Annotated in this window: 14 protein-coding genes; 2 read left to right on the top strand and 12 right to left on the bottom strand. The window is 63.1% G+C overall.

Annotated elements, in window-relative coordinates; translation table 11 throughout:
• Positions 1-102 precede the first annotated feature (102 nt).
• The 7 genes from ACLRDN_RS00980 to ACLRDN_RS00950 form a co-directional block, all read right to left on the bottom strand.
• Positions 103-828 carry an ABC transporter ATP-binding protein gene (locus tag ACLRDN_RS00980; protein ID WP_034331852.1) on the bottom strand — a complete coding sequence of 242 codons (726 nt, stop codon included), beginning with the start codon at positions 826-828 and terminating at the stop codon, positions 103-105.
• A gap of 15 nt (positions 829-843) precedes the next feature.
• Complete coding sequence (locus tag ACLRDN_RS00975; RefSeq protein ID WP_413458588.1) at positions 844-1,611, bottom strand: ABC transporter ATP-binding protein; 768 nt, start codon at positions 1,609-1,611, stop codon at positions 844-846.
• A 15-nt stretch (positions 1,612-1,626) separates the two neighbouring features.
• Positions 1,627-2,841, bottom strand: a complete 1,215-nt coding sequence (locus tag ACLRDN_RS00970) for an ABC transporter permease subunit (RefSeq protein WP_413458587.1) — start codon at positions 2,839-2,841, stop codon at positions 1,627-1,629.
• 86 nt (positions 2,842-2,927) lie between these two features.
• Complete coding sequence (locus tag ACLRDN_RS00965) at positions 2,928-3,857, bottom strand: branched-chain amino acid ABC transporter permease (RefSeq protein ID WP_034338197.1); 930 nt, start codon at positions 3,855-3,857, stop codon at positions 2,928-2,930.
• A gap of 132 nt (positions 3,858-3,989) precedes the next feature.
• On the bottom strand, positions 3,990-4,928 hold the full coding sequence (locus ACLRDN_RS00960) for a delta(1)-pyrroline-2-carboxylate reductase family protein (protein ID WP_413458586.1): 939 nt from the start codon (positions 4,926-4,928) through the stop codon (positions 3,990-3,992).
• A gap of 19 nt (positions 4,929-4,947) precedes the next feature.
• Entirely contained in the window at positions 4,948-5,958 is a 1,011-nt protein-coding gene (gene lhpH / locus ACLRDN_RS00955) for a trans-3-hydroxy-L-proline dehydratase (protein ID WP_413458585.1), read from the bottom strand.
• Positions 5,959-6,172: 214 nt separating this feature from the next.
• Positions 6,173-7,309 (bottom strand): branched-chain amino acid ABC transporter substrate-binding protein, encoded by a 1,137-nt coding sequence (locus ACLRDN_RS00950; protein WP_413458584.1) that lies wholly within the window; start codon positions 7,307-7,309, stop codon positions 6,173-6,175.
• Between the two features lie 379 nt (positions 7,310-7,688).
• Between ACLRDN_RS00950 and ACLRDN_RS00945 the strand changes: the two genes are divergently transcribed.
• Positions 7,689-8,153 (top strand): Lrp/AsnC ligand binding domain-containing protein, encoded by a 465-nt coding sequence (locus tag ACLRDN_RS00945; RefSeq protein ID WP_034340473.1) that lies wholly within the window; start codon positions 7,689-7,691, stop codon positions 8,151-8,153.
• On the opposite strand, the gene ACLRDN_RS00940 is transcribed toward ACLRDN_RS00945, so the two are convergent.
• On the bottom strand, positions 8,143-9,147 hold the full coding sequence (locus ACLRDN_RS00940; RefSeq protein WP_413458583.1) for an AraC family transcriptional regulator: 1,005 nt from the start codon (positions 9,145-9,147) through the stop codon (positions 8,143-8,145). The two genes, ACLRDN_RS00945 and ACLRDN_RS00940, sit on opposite strands and share 11 nt — an antisense overlap.
• A 152-nt stretch (positions 9,148-9,299) precedes the next feature.
• On the opposite strand from ACLRDN_RS00940, the gene ACLRDN_RS00935 reads away from it, so the two are divergent.
• Positions 9,300-9,833: a carboxymuconolactone decarboxylase family protein gene (locus ACLRDN_RS00935; protein WP_413458582.1), complete on the top strand. Its 534-nt coding sequence runs from the start codon at positions 9,300-9,302 to the stop codon at positions 9,831-9,833.
• Positions 9,834-10,013: 180 nt separating this feature from the next.
• Here ACLRDN_RS00935 and ACLRDN_RS00930 read toward each other — a convergent pair whose 3' ends face one another.
• From ACLRDN_RS00930 to ACLRDN_RS00915, 4 genes are all read right to left on the bottom strand, one after another.
• On the bottom strand, positions 10,014-12,068 hold the full coding sequence (locus ACLRDN_RS00930) for a TonB-dependent receptor (protein ID WP_413458581.1): 2,055 nt from the start codon (positions 12,066-12,068) through the stop codon (positions 10,014-10,016).
• Between the two features lie 183 nt (positions 12,069-12,251).
• Positions 12,252-12,671 (bottom strand): hypothetical protein, encoded by a 420-nt coding sequence (locus ACLRDN_RS00925; protein WP_413458580.1) that lies wholly within the window; start codon positions 12,669-12,671, stop codon positions 12,252-12,254.
• Positions 12,672-12,778: 107 nt separating this feature from the next.
• Positions 12,779-13,264, bottom strand: a complete 486-nt coding sequence (dksA, locus tag ACLRDN_RS00920) for an RNA polymerase-binding protein DksA (protein WP_182993485.1) — start codon at positions 13,262-13,264, stop codon at positions 12,779-12,781.
• 430 nt (positions 13,265-13,694) lie between these two features.
• Positions 13,695-14,450, bottom strand: a complete 756-nt coding sequence (locus ACLRDN_RS00915; protein ID WP_413458579.1) for a HesA/MoeB/ThiF family protein — start codon at positions 14,448-14,450, stop codon at positions 13,695-13,697.
• Between the last annotated feature and the right edge of the window lie 15 nt (positions 14,451-14,465).

The following is a 14,465-nucleotide window of genomic DNA, read 5'->3' as shown; positions in this document are numbered from 1 at the left end:
AACGAAGCACCAGATTTATACGAAAAAAACGCAGCCAAGGCTGCGTTTTTTTAATCGATACTTCACAAATGATTTATATCATTTACGAATTGATGGATAGCCTTATCCCTCACCCAGATAAGCCGCCTTCACCCGTGGATCATCCAGCATCTGCTGCGCCTGCCCTTCCATGGTGATCAGGCCCGACTCCATCACGTAACCACGATGCGCCGCCTGCAGTGCCAGCTTGGCGTTCTGTTCCACCAGCAGGATCGTGATCCCCTGTGCCGACACATTGCGGATCACTTCAAAGATCTTCTCCACCATGATCGGCGACAAGCCCATCGACGGCTCATCCAGCAACAGCAGCTTGGGATGGCTCATCAATGCGCGCGCCATCGCCAGCATCTGCTGTTCACCACCCGACAAGGTACCCGCCATCTGCGCCGCACGTTCCTTCAGGCGCGGGAAGACCTCGAACCAGCGGTCCACGTCAGCCTGGATCTGGCCCTTGTCATTGCTGGTGTAGGCACCCATCAACAGGTTTTCCTGGATGCTCATGCGCGTAAATACGCCACGGCCTTCGGGCACCATCGCCAGCTTGTCCTTGACCAGCTCGAAGGACTTCTTGCCCTTCAACGGATTGCCCATGTAATACACGTGACCATCGACCTTGCTGCTGGGCAGCGTGCCGGTGATGGCTTTGAGGGTGGTGGTCTTGCCGGCGCCATTGGCGCCGATCAGGGTAACCAGTTCACCGTCGTTGACTTCCAGGCTGATGCCCTTGACGGCCTTGATGCCGCCATAGGCCACGCTCAGTTGGTCGACTTTGAGAATGTTCGTTGTCATGTTCTGTGGTCTCGCTTAATGTCCTGCACCGAGGTAGGCCTCGATCACCGCCGGGTTTTTCTGCACGTCAGCCGGCACGCCTTCGGCAATCGGCTTGCCGTAGTCCAGCACCGTGATGCGATTGCACAGGCCCATCATCAGCTTCACGTCGTGTTCGATCAGCAGAATGGTTTTACCCTCGGCCTGGATTTTCACCAGCAGCTCGCGCAAGGCCAGTTTCTCGGTAGCGTTCATGCCGGCCGCCGGTTCATCCAGGGCCAGCAGTTGCGGATCGGTCGCCAGGGCGCGCGCGATTTCCAGACGGCGCTGGTCGCCATACGACAGATGGCGCGCCGTGCGCTTGGCGAACTGGCCGATGCCCACGAAGTCCAGCAGCTGCTGCGACTTGGCGCGGATCGCCGCTTCTTCCTCACGCGCCGCCTTGTGGCGGAACACGGCACCGAAAACATTTTGCTTGGTGCGCACGTGGCAACCGACCATCACGTTTTCCAGCACGGTCATTTCACCGAACAGGCGAATGTTCTGGAAGGTGCGGGCGATGCCAGCCTTGGCCACCTCGTGCGGGGCGCTCGGCGAATAAGGCTTGCCGTCCAGTTCGAAGCTGCCGGTATCGGGTTGGTACAGGCCCGTGATGACATTGAAAAACGTGGTCTTGCCGGCGCCGTTGGGGCCGATCAGGCCATAGATCTGGCCGCGCTCGATGGTGATGCCCACGCCATTCAAGGCTTGCAGGCCGCCGAAACGCTTGCTGACGTCACGGATCTTGAGCAGTGTTTGTGTCATGTTCTGTGCTCCAGATTAAGCTTTGACTTCGCCGGTGGTACCGACTTTGGTGTGGTCCACTTCGGGACGGTCTTCATGGCGCGGCGAGGGCCACAGGCCAGCCGGACGGGTCAGCATGATGATCACCATGGCCAGGCCATAGAGCAGCTGGCGCAGCACTTCCGCATCGATCCAGACCTTGCCGAAGATCGCCATCTGCAGCGGCTCCACCACGTGGCGCAGCACTTCCGGCAGCGCGGCCAGGATCACGCCACCCAGCACCACGCCCGGAATGTGGCCAATGCCGCCCAGCACCACCATGGCCAGCACGGCGATGGATTCGGTCAGGGAGAAGGATTCCGGCGAGACGAAGCCCTGGAAGGCACCGAACATGGCACCGGCCACGCCACCGAAGGACGCGCCCATGGCGAAGGCCAGCAGCTTGACGTTGCGGGTGTTGATGCCCATCGCCTTGGCGGCGATTTCATCTTCACGGATCGCCACCCAGGCACGGCCCAGGCGCGAATCCTGCAGGCGGCTCGAGAAGAAGATCACGAAGATGCACAGCACCAGGAACAGGTAGTAGTACGCGTTCACCGAGGGCAGGTTCATGCCGAAGACCTTCAGCATCGAACCCGAACCCGGTTCACCGGCCAGCGATACACCGAAGACGCGGATCGGGTCGATCAGGTTGATGCCCTGCGGACCGTTGGTGATGTTCACCGGCGCGTTCAGGTTGTTCATGAAGATACGGATGATCTCGCCGAAGCCCAGCGTCACGATGGCCAGGTAGTCACCACGCAGCTTCAGGGTCGGCGCACCCAGCAGCGCACCGAAGAGCGCCGCCAGCATGCCCGAGATCGGCACGATCAGCCACAGCGACAAGTGGATGCCGTTCTGCACGATCTGCGGACCGCACAGCCAGACCAGGAAATTGCCGATGGCCGGATAGGTGTTGATGAAGGATTCGATCACCTGCGCGAACTGTGGCGAGGCCAGCAAACCAGCGGTGTACGCACCGATGGCATAGAAGGCGATGTAGCCCAGGTCCAGCAGGCCGGCAAAACCCACCACCACGTTCAGGCCCAGGGCCAGCATGATGTAGAGCAGCGCCATATCCATGATGCGCACCCACGAATTGCCGAAATGCTGGGCGATCATGGGGAAGATGATCATCAGCGCCAACAGCGCCAGCAGGCTGAACTGCGCCTGCCGGGGGTTGCGCTTCATGTCGAAGGTCATGAGAGCCATAGTGTTCTCTTCCGATTTCTTAAGTTTCTAAATTTCTGCTTTTAAGTTTTTGTTTCTAAGTTTCAACAATGAACTAACTTAAAAACTCAGGCCCGATCCGCCACACGCTCACCCATGATCCCGGACGGGCGCAGGGTCAGCACGATGATCAGCACGATGAAGGCGAAGATGTCCTGGTAGTTGCTGCCCAGGAAGTTGCCGGTCAGGTCACCGATGTAACCGGCACCCAGGCTTTCGATCAGGCCCAGCAGGATGCCGCCCAGCATGGCGCCGTAGATGTTGCCGATACCACCCAGCACCGCGGCCGAGAAGGCCTTCAGGCCCGGCACGAAGCCCATGGCGAACTGCGCGGTGGAATAGTTGGCAGCCCACATCACGCCGGCAATGGCCGCCAATGCAGCACCGATGGCGAAGGTGACGATGATGACGCGGTTGGCGTCCACGCCCATCAAGCCAGCGATGCGCGGGTTCTCGGCGGTGGCGCGCATGGCGCGGCCCATCTTGGTCTTCTCCACGATCAGCACCAGGCCGATCATCGCGGCCAGGGCCAGGATCAACAGCATGATCTGGGTTGGCGAGATCAGGGCACCGGCGATGTTGACCGGGGTCGAGGGCATGATCTGCGGGAACGGCAGCGGGCTGCGGCCCCAGATCATCATGGCGAAGGTCTGCAGCAGGATCGACACGCCGATGGCGGTGATCAGCGGCGCCAGGCGCGGCGCGTTGCGCAGCGGACGGTAAGCGATGCGCTCGATCAGCAAGCTCACGATCACGCACACAGGAATGGCACCGACGATGGCGATGATCAGCTTGACGATGCCCGGCAGGTCAGGCGCGACCTGCTGCACCAATTTGAGGATCGACAGGCCGACCATGGCGCCCACCATCAGGATGTCGCCGTGGGCAAAGTTGATCAGGTTCAGCACCCCGTACACCATGGTGTAGCCCAGGGCGATCAGTGCGTACATGCTGCCTAGCACCAATCCGTTGATGATCTGCTGGATGAAAATGTCCATGAAACGGTGTCTCCTTCAGGAGGATGATTGTTGTGAAACGTCAGGAAATTGCAAGGAAACCGCAAACGCACGGGCGTTCGCGAAAAAAGCGTAAATTATTTATCAAATTAAGCGCGCATGCACGCGCAATTTTCAGATCCCCAGTGTGGTGCGCATCACGCGCGCTGCCGCCAGGTCCCACGCGGCCTGGCCCACGGTCTTGAACACCGGCAGCGCCCCTGCACTGTCGAGCGTGTTCACCGCCGTCTTGCCGGCCAGCACATCGCCGATGCCGGCCACGCCCGCCCAGTCCACCTTGGCCTGGATCAGGTCGCCTGCTTCGTGATGCGCGCCGGCCAGGTCATCGACCACGATGCGGCGTGCATGCAGCAGGCTGGCCGGGAACTCCACCATGTCCGGCTTGAAGGCACCGACGCCGATGGCCAGCGTATCGGCCGCGATCTGCTCGGGAATGACGGCCACGCGTGACGTGGTCAAGGCAATCACCACATCGGTGCGCGGTAAGTCCTGTTGCAACATCTGTGCCGGGAGCGGACTGGCCACCACTTGCGGATGGCGTTCGCTGATGGCCTGGCAGAAGGCCTGGGTACGTGCGAGGTCGCGTGCGGCGACCCAGAACTGACGCACACCATACACTTCGGCCAGGGCATCGGCATGCGCCGCCGCCTGCGCGCCGGTGCCGATCAGCAGCGCCGATTGCGGCGTGCGCGGCAACAGCGTACGAATGCCAAGGAGGCTCATGGCTGCGGTGCGGCGCGCCGTGGCGGTGGGGCCATCCATCAGGGCCAGGCGTCGGCCGGTGCCGGTCTCGAAGGCAATCAACTCACCCTGGATCGCCGGCAACTGATGGCGGGCGTTGTCGCCATGCACGGTAATGAGCTTGGTCACCGAGATATCCTCGGCAATGGCGGGCATGCCCAGCAAGACGCTGTTGGCATCGATGGGAACCACCTGGCGCTCTGGTGCGCGGATGGCACCGCTGGCCAGTTCCTGCGCGGCGTGTGCGAGGGCATCGACCAGTGCGGAATAGGGCAGTGCCTGCGCGGTCTGGAGGGAGTCGAGGATGTGCATGGGAATCCTGTGGGGGAAGTCAGCGCAGGAAGAAACCGGTCGGGAAGGGATCGGACTCTTCCAGCACCCACTGGTTGGTACTCATGATGTGGGCATAGCCGCTCACTTCGGTGAGCGCGCCATCGAAGTCACCCACCTTGGTCGCAGCAGTCACGCGCACGCCGAAGTTGCTGCCGACGATGCTGCCGTTGACGTAAGGCTGGTTCAGCGCCAATTGTCCGCGCAGGAACAGCTGGGCCGCGCGGCCCGAGGTACCGGTGCCGGTGGGCGAGCGGTCCACTTCGCGGTCGGCGAAAATGCAGACGTTGGACTGGTCCGCGCCGGGGAAATTGGGTTCGCTGTCGATGATGGTGCCATACAGCGTGTTGAGGCCCGGCTCCAGCGGATGGGCGATGGCGACCTTGGCCATGACGGCGGCCTTGGTTTCGGCACCCAGCTGGATCAGCTGGCGCACCAGTTCAGGCTTGACGGTGAGGCCGGCCTGCGCCGCATTGATGTAGTAGTAGAAGGCGCCACCGAAGACAATGTCGCCGGTGATCTTGCCAAACCCGGGCGTCTCGACTTCGACGTCGCGGCGATAGATGAAGGCGGGCACGTTGTTGAAGCTGACCTTGCCGGCGCGCACGCCATCCCACTCGACGAAGGCTTCGATGAAGCCGGCAGGGGCATCGAAGCAGATGCGTGTCTGCGGCTGCGTACGTTCGACGTAGCCCATCTCGACCAGCACCTTGCCGAGCGCGATGATGCCGTGGCCGCACATGTCGCTGTAGCCTTCATTGTGAATGAAGATGACGCCGAAGTCGGCACCGGCCGTGAATGGCGGCAGCAGGTAGGCCCCATACATGTCGGCATGGCCGCGCGGTTCGTTCATCAGGAAACAGCGCAGGTCGTCGCGATGTTCACGCAGCCAGGCGCGCTGCTCCAGGATGGTGCCAGCGGGGATCTTGGGCAGGCCCGAGACCACGATGCGCAGCGGTTCGCCGCCGGTGTGGGCATCGATGGTCTGGACGGTACGGGTATAGCTGAGCATGGTCTTCCTTCCGAATGTGCTGCGGGCCCGCCAGGGCAGAGGGTAACACTACGGCCACGGCATGGGCACCGCAAACGGGTACGGCAAGCCGCTCCCGGGCCGGTCGGAACCGGCGGGAAGCGGGATACTGCAAGATGGAGCTGGGACTGGAGCCTGGCGTGCCGCCCGCTACTGCGGGCGGCAAGACCGGGCCAGAGAAAGGACCGAGGACCGATCAGTAGCTGGTCAGGGGAACCGGCAGACCATCCTTGAAGCGATAGACGGTCACGGGCGATTGCTTCAGGTCGTGATTTTCGTCGAAGTCGTACTGGCCGGCCACACCCTTGTAGCTGATCTTGGCCAGGGCCGGGCCGAAGGTCTTGGGTTCGACCGAGTTGGACTGCTTCATGGCTTGTGCGATGAGCATCATGCCATCGTAGAACGAGACCGCATAGGTTTCTGCAGGACGGCTGAACTTCTTCTGGTAGTCGTCAGCGAAGACCTTGCCATCCTTGGCCTTGTCCAGCATGGTGCCGCCTTGGGTGCAGTAGACGGTTTCACCGATGGCGTCGCCACCCAGGCGACCCATTTCCGGCGAACAGATGCCGTCGCCGCCCATCAGGGGCACGTCGATGCCCAGCTGCTTCATCTGGCGCTTGATCGGGCCGCCTTGGGGAGCGTAGCCGCCCAGGAACACGGCGTCGGGCTTCTTGCCCTTGATGGAGGTCAGGATGGCGGTGAAGTCGGTGGCCTTGTCGTTGGTGAAGTCCTTGCTGATGACTTCGATGCCGTTGGCCTTGGCGACCTTGGCGAATTCCTCGGCCAGGCCCTGGCCGTAGGCGGTGCGGTCATCGATGACGGCCACGCGCTTGAGTTTCAGTTCCTTGGCTGCGTACAGGGCCATCTTGCCGCCCAGCTGGCTGTCGCTGGCGGCCACGCGGAACAGGGTGGCAAAACCTTGCTGGGTGATCTTGGGATTGGAGGCCACGGTGGCCACCACGATGCCGGCATCGTTGTAGACGCGCGAGGCAGGAATGGTCACGCCCGAGTTGTAGGGACCGACGATGGCCTTGACGCCCTGGTCAGCCAGCTTCTGTGCCACGGCCACGCCCTGCTTGGGGTCGGCCTGGTCATCTTCTGCCAGGACTTCGAACTTGATCTTCTTGCCGCCCACGGTGATGGGTTGCGCATTCAGACGCTCGACGGCCATCATCAGGCCGCCCTGGTTGTCCTTGCCGGCCGATGCCTGGGGACCGGTCAGCGGGCTGGAGAAACCGATCTTGACGACCTGGGTTTCCTGCGCCATGGCGAAAGCAGGGATCAGCGCCAGCGAGGCGGCGATGATGTTGAGTCCGGAGACGCGCTTGAACATGGGGTGTTTCCTCTCTTCTAGAAAGTCAGACTGCGGTGGGTGATTGCATTGAAAACGCCGGAAAAGCAGGATTTGCGCCATCCCCCGCCTTGTGGGCCGAAGTGGTGCATTCCGTTGATGCCGGACCGGCCGCGTGAGGCTGGTCTTCACCGCCGCCCGCTTGCTGGCCCTGGCACACAAAACTCGTCAAGTCTCTTGTCGAGATACTGCTGTGATCCGCGCAGAAACGAAGTGAACTTCGCTTCATGCCCGCATTACGTTATGTTTTTTATGAGGGAGGATTCTATTGACTCTTCCTTGATATTAGGCGCGCTTATTCCCCTTATAATCGGAATAAAATTTTCTCTATATATTTTTAACTGAATAAAGTTCAGAAACCATGGCCGGACTCGACAAGATCAGCAAGAAAATTCTGGCGGAGCTGCAAAACGACGGCCGCATCAGCAACGTCGACCTCGCCGGCCGCGTGAACCTGTCGCCGGCCGCTTGCCTGGAGCGGGTTCGCAAACTGCAGGAAGCCGGCTACATCCTGGGTTATGCGGCGCAGCTGAATCCGGAGTTGCTGGATGTCTCCCTGCTGGTCTTCATCGAAGTGGTGCTGGACCGCACCACGCCGGATGTCTTTGCCGAATTCAAGAAGAGCGTGCAGAGCATCCCCGAGATCATGGAGTGCCACATGGTGGCCGGCGGCTTCGATTACCTGGTCAAGTCGCGGGTCAAGGACATGAACGCCTACCGTGAATTCCTGGGCAAGTCGCTGCTGCAATTGAAGGGTGTGCGCGAGACCCACACTTATGCGGTGATGGAAGAAGTGAAGAACACCATCCGCCTGCCTATCCGCTGATCCCCACGGCATCTGCGGGGTCGTTCCCCGCCACTGCCTGCCCCTGCTCCAGCCTGCCCTTGCGCCGGTACGCTCCCGGCCCCATCCCGGTCAATTTCTTGAATACCCGGTTGAACGCTGCTTCGGACTGATACCCCACAGCTTCGCCGATCTGGGCCGTGCCCATTTTGCTGTAGCTCAATAGCTGCGCGGCACGCGCCATGCGCAATTGCTGCAGGAGTTCGCCTGGCGTAGTGCCGCCGACCTCCTGGAAGCGCCGCACGAAGGTCGCGCGCGACATGTGGCACAACGCTGCCAGCCGAGGCAGCGTCCATTCCTGCTGCGGGGCCTCCAGCATGGCCTGCATCGCATGTTGCAGGCCGGGATGGGCCAGCAGCGCCAGCAAACCCGGTTGCGGGCCGCCCTGGGCCAGCCAGGCGCGCAGGGCCAGTCCGAACAGCGCCGCCGCCAGCCCGGCTACCACCGCCTGGGCGCCGGCGCGCAATTCTCCGCGGCCATCGGCGCCCCCGCACTCGTTGCGCAGCAGGGTGGCCAGGGTGTGCAGGCCATCCCCTTGCGGCAGCTGCTGGCCCCGCACCAGCAAGACTTCCGGCAGCGCCTGCACCAGGGCGTTGGAGTGCGGGGCATCGAAATGGAACTGCCCGCAGAGGAAATCCGACAGGGGCTGCGCGCCGCCGGCATCCTCATCATTCACATTCAGTTGCACCGGCGCTGCAGTCACGCCCGGGCGCGCCGCGATGGCTTCGCCGACGGGCGCGATGAAGAGATCATGCGCTGCGCCACGGGTGAGCACCACCAGGTCGCCAGCCTCCAGCAGCACAGGCTCGCCCGCCGCCAGGCGCAGCTGCGCCCGGCCCTCCAGGATGAAGTGATAAGGCGCCACGCCCGCTGGCAAGGCCGCATGCGGCAGGTTCCAGGGCTGGCCGAAACGGCAGCGGATATCCAGCGCGGCACGCACCGGATGCAGGGACAGGAGGCGGCTGAGGGCATCCATCATTTTCCTTGGTTGAGCTTTTTGAGCAATTTTATGTCATTTTCAGGCATTCATAATTTCATCTTGGAAGCCTACAGTACATCCATGCGCAACACGGACCAGCGGCAATCCTGCCCCGGCCAAGGCGCTGACCTTCACCAAGGAGAAATATCATGTCCCGTTTGAACACTGCCCCCATCAGCGAAGCCAGCGGCCAGGCCGCCCAACTGTTTGCCGCCATCAAGTCCGCCGTGGGCATGGTGCCCAACGCCTACGCCGGCATCGGCAGCCTGAGCCCGGTCGCGCTGGAGTCGGCCCTGCACCTGGATGGCGCCCTGCGCAAGAGCAGCCTGTCGGCCAAGGAAATCGAAGCGATCAAGCTGGCCGTGAGCGAACAGGCCGGTTGCGACTACTGCGTGGCGGCCCACGCGCTCATGGGCAAGAAAGTCGGCCTCTCCGCCCAGGCCATCGACGGCGTGCGCCATGACCGCCCCTCGGGCGATGACCGCCTGGATGTGCTGGCCGATTTCGCCCGCCGCCTGGTCGCTACCCGTGGCACCGTGCCCGCCGATGTGGTCGAACGCGTGCGGGCCGTCTACAGCGATGCCCAGATCGTCGATACGCTGCTGGCCGTCACTGCAATTACCTTCACCAATCTGTTCAATCGTGTGAACGATACTGTTCTGGATTTCCCGCCGGCACCGTAATCGGCCAGTAAAAAATCCGGAAAATTGACTCATTGCTTCATACGCGCCATACAGGCGAAAAAAAGCCCGGCAGCCTCCTTGCGGAGACGGCCGGGCAAGCTGCGCTGGCGGGAGGCGCAGTCTCCCGCCGGCACCCGATGACGCCGCTGCCCGGGGCAGCTGGCGTTTCGTTCATATCGGTCAAAAGGCGGTGCGCACCCCCACGATGAAGTTGCGGCCACCCAGCGGCACCGTCTCGCGCAGCACCGAGGTGGACAAACGGATGTCCTGCTTCAGCAGGTTGCGGGCCAGTGCGAACCAGGTCAGCTTCACGCCGTTGAGGCGCTGGGTATAGGACAGGTTGGCATCCAGCTGGGTGTAGGACGGGGTCTCGTAGGTTTCGAAGGAGGCCAGGCGATCCTGCTTCTGCGCGCGCAAGACCTTCACGCCGCTGGCCCAGGGGCCGGTCTTGTAGCCCAGCTCGATGCCATAGCGGGTGGACGGTTGCAGCGGCAGGTTGCCGAGATTGTCGAGCGTGCCGCGCGAGGTATCGGCAAAGACCCGGCCGGAGACGCCTTCGCCGTTCCAGTTGTACGTGACCTCGGCTTCCACGCCGCGGATGGTGGCATCGCCCTGCGACCAGAAGCGCTGGGTGAATTCGCCATTGGGATCGGCCGCGCCGGTATCGTCCACCTGGCCGTTGGTACGACCGTAGATGAAGTTGTTGACCTTGTTGCGGAAGACATTGCCCTTCCAGCGCACCAGTCCTTCGGTCTTCTGCAGGCTCAGCTCGATGTTGTGTGACGTTTCCTTCTTCAGCTGGTTGTCGCCGATGTCGTAGGTGGAAGTCGATTCATGCGGGCCGTTGGAGTACAGCTCTTCCACCGTCGGCGCACGCTGGGCGAAGGAATAGGTCAGGCCCAGGCCGTATCCGGGCTGGAAGGTCCACAGGCCGCCGGTGGACCAGGAGAGCAGGCTGAAATCGCGTCCCGGCAGGCCGCTGCCGCTGTCGGGACGGCGGCTCACGCTCTCGGCGCGCAGGCCGGCACTGGCCAGTACCTGGCCGAACTGGCGCTCTTCCACCAGGAAGCCGGCAAAGGACCTCGACCGCGTGGGCGGGGTCAGCTCGGAGACCCCGGTATCGGGAGTCAGGGCCGAATAATTGCTCTGCTCGGTCTGCACGCCTAAAGTGCCGTGCCAACCGGCCAGCGGCGCGTGCGTCAGTTCCCAGCGGGTCTGCACGGCGCGGTTGGCGAAGACCGTGTTGGGCGTGCCGTCCTGCGCCTTCTCGATGTGGGTGTAGTCGGTGTAGCCCATGCGGAAGCGGAACTTCTCGATGCCGGCGAAGGGGTTGTTGACGACGGTATCGAGGTCGTAGCGGTTCTGGTGCAGGTCGATGAAGGACTTTTCATCGGTCGGGATGCCGTAGTGGTCGTCCAGCGTCGCCGCCGACAGGCCGATGTAGCCCCAGTTGGTCACATAGGAGAAGCCGCCACCCAGGCTGGTCTCGTGGGTGAAGGAATTGGGCAGGCGGCCCGATGCGCTGCTGCTGTCCCCCTGGCGGGCGTTGCCGGGGATTTTGTAGTTGTCGGTATCGCGGTAGTTGCCGTCCAGGTGCAGGCCGATCTGGCCGGCCGAGGTGTCCAGCGAGAAGGACGTGTTCTTTTCGCCATCGACGGTGCCGTAGCGGCCTTCGACCGTGCCGGTGGGCTTGCCGACCAGCTCGGTGGGGATGCGGTCATTGACCACGTTGACCAGGCCGCCGATGGCCCCCGAGCCATACAGCAGCGCGGCCGGACCGCGCAGGATTTCGATCTGGCGGGCGGTGGCGGCTTCGGTGGCGACCGCATGGTCGTTGGAGACGGTGGAGACGTCGGAGACGCCCATGCCGTTCTGCAGGATCATCACGCGCGGACCTTCCATGCCGCGGATGATGGGACGCGAGGCGCCGGCACCGAAGGCCGAGGCGGACACGCCCAGTTCGCCCGAAAGCGTGTCGCCCAGCGAGTTGCCGAGCTTGTTGCGCAGTTCGTCACCGGCGATGACCTTGGCGGGCGTGAGCACCTGCACGTCTTCCTGTGAAGCAAAAGGCGTGGCGGTGACGACGATGGGTTGCAGGGCCGCTTGGGCCGCAGGCGTGGCAGCGGGTGCAGCTGGGGTGGCGCTGGTGTCGGCAGTCTGGGCTGCAGCAGAGACGGACCAGGCCGCCAGGGCCGAGAAGACGGCCGAGGCGATGCGTTGGCGTTGAAAAGCCATGTGAATTCCTTGTTATGCAAAAAGGCGCCGCCCGCTTGTCGTGAGGGGGATGGGCGGCGCGGATACACCGGCCGTCGGCACGCGATCGCACGCAGCGGCGGCGTCAGGACGACGCGGCACCACGCGCGGATGCGCGAGCGACAACCGGTAACCAGTAAGGCGGGTCTTGCAGGGGGAAGGAATTCAGCGCGGCGGGGCGCGCGAGGAGAAATGGCAGTTCAGCGGCGCGTCCCAGGACGCGAAGGCCAGCCACAAGGCCAGCACACGCACTGGCGGCAGCAGCGGCAGGGGAGGAAAATCGAAGTGCACGCCGGCCGACAGGGCGGCGGCATCATAGGCCACGCAGGAGTGATGCAGGTCGTGGGCGTGCGGGTGGGAATCGTGGGAACCGAAGGCAGCGGCCGCAGCGGCCGTGGCAGCCGGCTCGGCATGCGCCTCATCACCTTCATCGAACAGGGCATCGCTGATGAGCGAATGTACGGTGCCAGGCGCCCAGCCCACGTGAGCGATACCGTGCACGAAACCCAGCATCTGCGCAAACAGCAGCGCCATCGCCAACAGGGCGATGACGGCAGGGCTTCGCAGGGCACGCAGACGGGTCATGGAGCGGGGCCGGGTGAAAAGTGACAGCGACGGCCGTCGCGACGGCGGCGACAGGGGCACTGCGCCTGCGCACCGGACGGCGCAGGCGTCATCATGCAGGGCGCAGGTCAGTCGCCGTAGAGTTTCTGCTTCAGTTCGCGGCGTTGCTGGGCTTCCAGCGACAGGGTCGCGGTCGGACGCGCCAGCAGGCGCGGGATACCGATCGGTTCGCCCGTTTCTTCACACCAGCCGTACTCGCCGTTGTCGATGGAGACGATGGATTGCTGCACCTTCTTGAGCAGCTTGCGCTCGCGGTCGCGGGTGCGCAGTTCCAGGGCGTGTTCTTCCTCGATGGTGGCGCGGTCAGCCGGGTCCGGCACCAGCACGGTTTCGCGCAGGTGTTCGGTGGTTTCATCCGCGTTCTTGAGCAGATCCTTTTCCAGCTGCTGGAGACGGGCCTTGAAGAAAGCAAGCTGCGCTTCGTTCATATAGTCCTTCTCGTCCATCTTGAGGATTTGTTCCTCGGTCAGCAACTGCGCTGCAGGGGTAGTTTTGGGAGTCTTGGTTGCCACTTCGCTTACTTTCAATACTACGGGTTTTTCAACTATATCCATTTCCGGCTGATGCACGGCTGCCGGAACAGGTCGCTTGTGAATCCACTTCCCTTGCCGCGTTGGCACCTCTTCGATTGACGTTGTCGCGATCAGTGCGCAGGTCCGGGCTATCTGGACCGGGGCGCGCTGCCGATGGCGTACGCTTTTTCGCGGTCAAGGATTGTACACCAACGATTCCGTATGCCAAGCCTTTGGCGCGGCGGCCCGCTGGCCATCTCATCGGGCGGCGTTCCGGTTCATGGAGCGGTTCATGACTTCCCCTGTGACGGGCTAGGCGGGGCGGGCTGATCGCGCTTATGAATTGTCGTCGTTCGGAACATCAGCCTGGCGCATGCTGCATGCTATTTGCATTGCAACATCCATCCGTGTTTATACCAGAAGAACGGGGGCCGATGGAAGCGCCGAAGCGTGCCATCGGCCGCGCCCGCGTCTATCCGTGCCGCCGGGCACACACCGGGCACTGGCGGTCGCGGCCGATGCCGATGCTGGTCCATTGCATCTCGCGCGCATCCAGGATCAGGAGGCGTCCGGCCAGCGAGCGGCCGATACCGGCCACCAGCTTGATGGCCTCGGCCGCCTGCATGGTGCCGATGATGCCGACCAGGGGCGAGAACACGCCCATGGTGGAACATTGCACTTCCTCGAACTCGCGCTCGGGTGGAAACAGGCAGGCATAGCAGGGGCTGGCCTCCTGGCGCGGGTCGAATACGCTGACCTGGCCATCAAAGCGGATCGCTGCCCCCGAGACCAACGGCACCCCGGCCGCCACGCAGGCACGGTTGACGGCATGGCGGGTAGCGAAGTTGTCGCTGCAGTCCAGCACCACATCGGCCGCCGCCACCAGCGCCTGCAGGCGCTCCCCTTCCACCCGCTCGGCCAGCGCCGTGACCTGTACGCCGGGGTTGATCTGGTGCAAGGCTTCGCGCCCGGACGCCACCTTGGGCTGGCCCACGCGCGCGGTGGTATGCATGATCTGGCGCTGCAGGTTGGTCAGATCGACGGTGTCATGATCCACCAGGGTGATGTGGCCCACCCCGGCCGACGCCAGGTACATGGCCGCCGGCGAGCCCAGGCCGCCGGCGCCGATCACCAGCGCATGGCCTTGCAGCAGGCGGGTCTGGCCTTCGATGTCGATCTCGTCGAGCAGGATGTGGCGCGAGTAGCGCAGCAGCTGTTGGTCATCCATCGTCATATCCGACAA

This window comes from Herbaspirillum huttiense (genome assembly GCF_047300815.1).
Lineage (GTDB): Bacteria > Pseudomonadota > Gammaproteobacteria > Burkholderiales > Burkholderiaceae_D > Herbaspirillum > Herbaspirillum huttiense_A.
The sequence above is the reverse complement of the archived record's forward strand: the minus strand, read 5'-3'. Positions and strand labels throughout refer to the sequence as shown.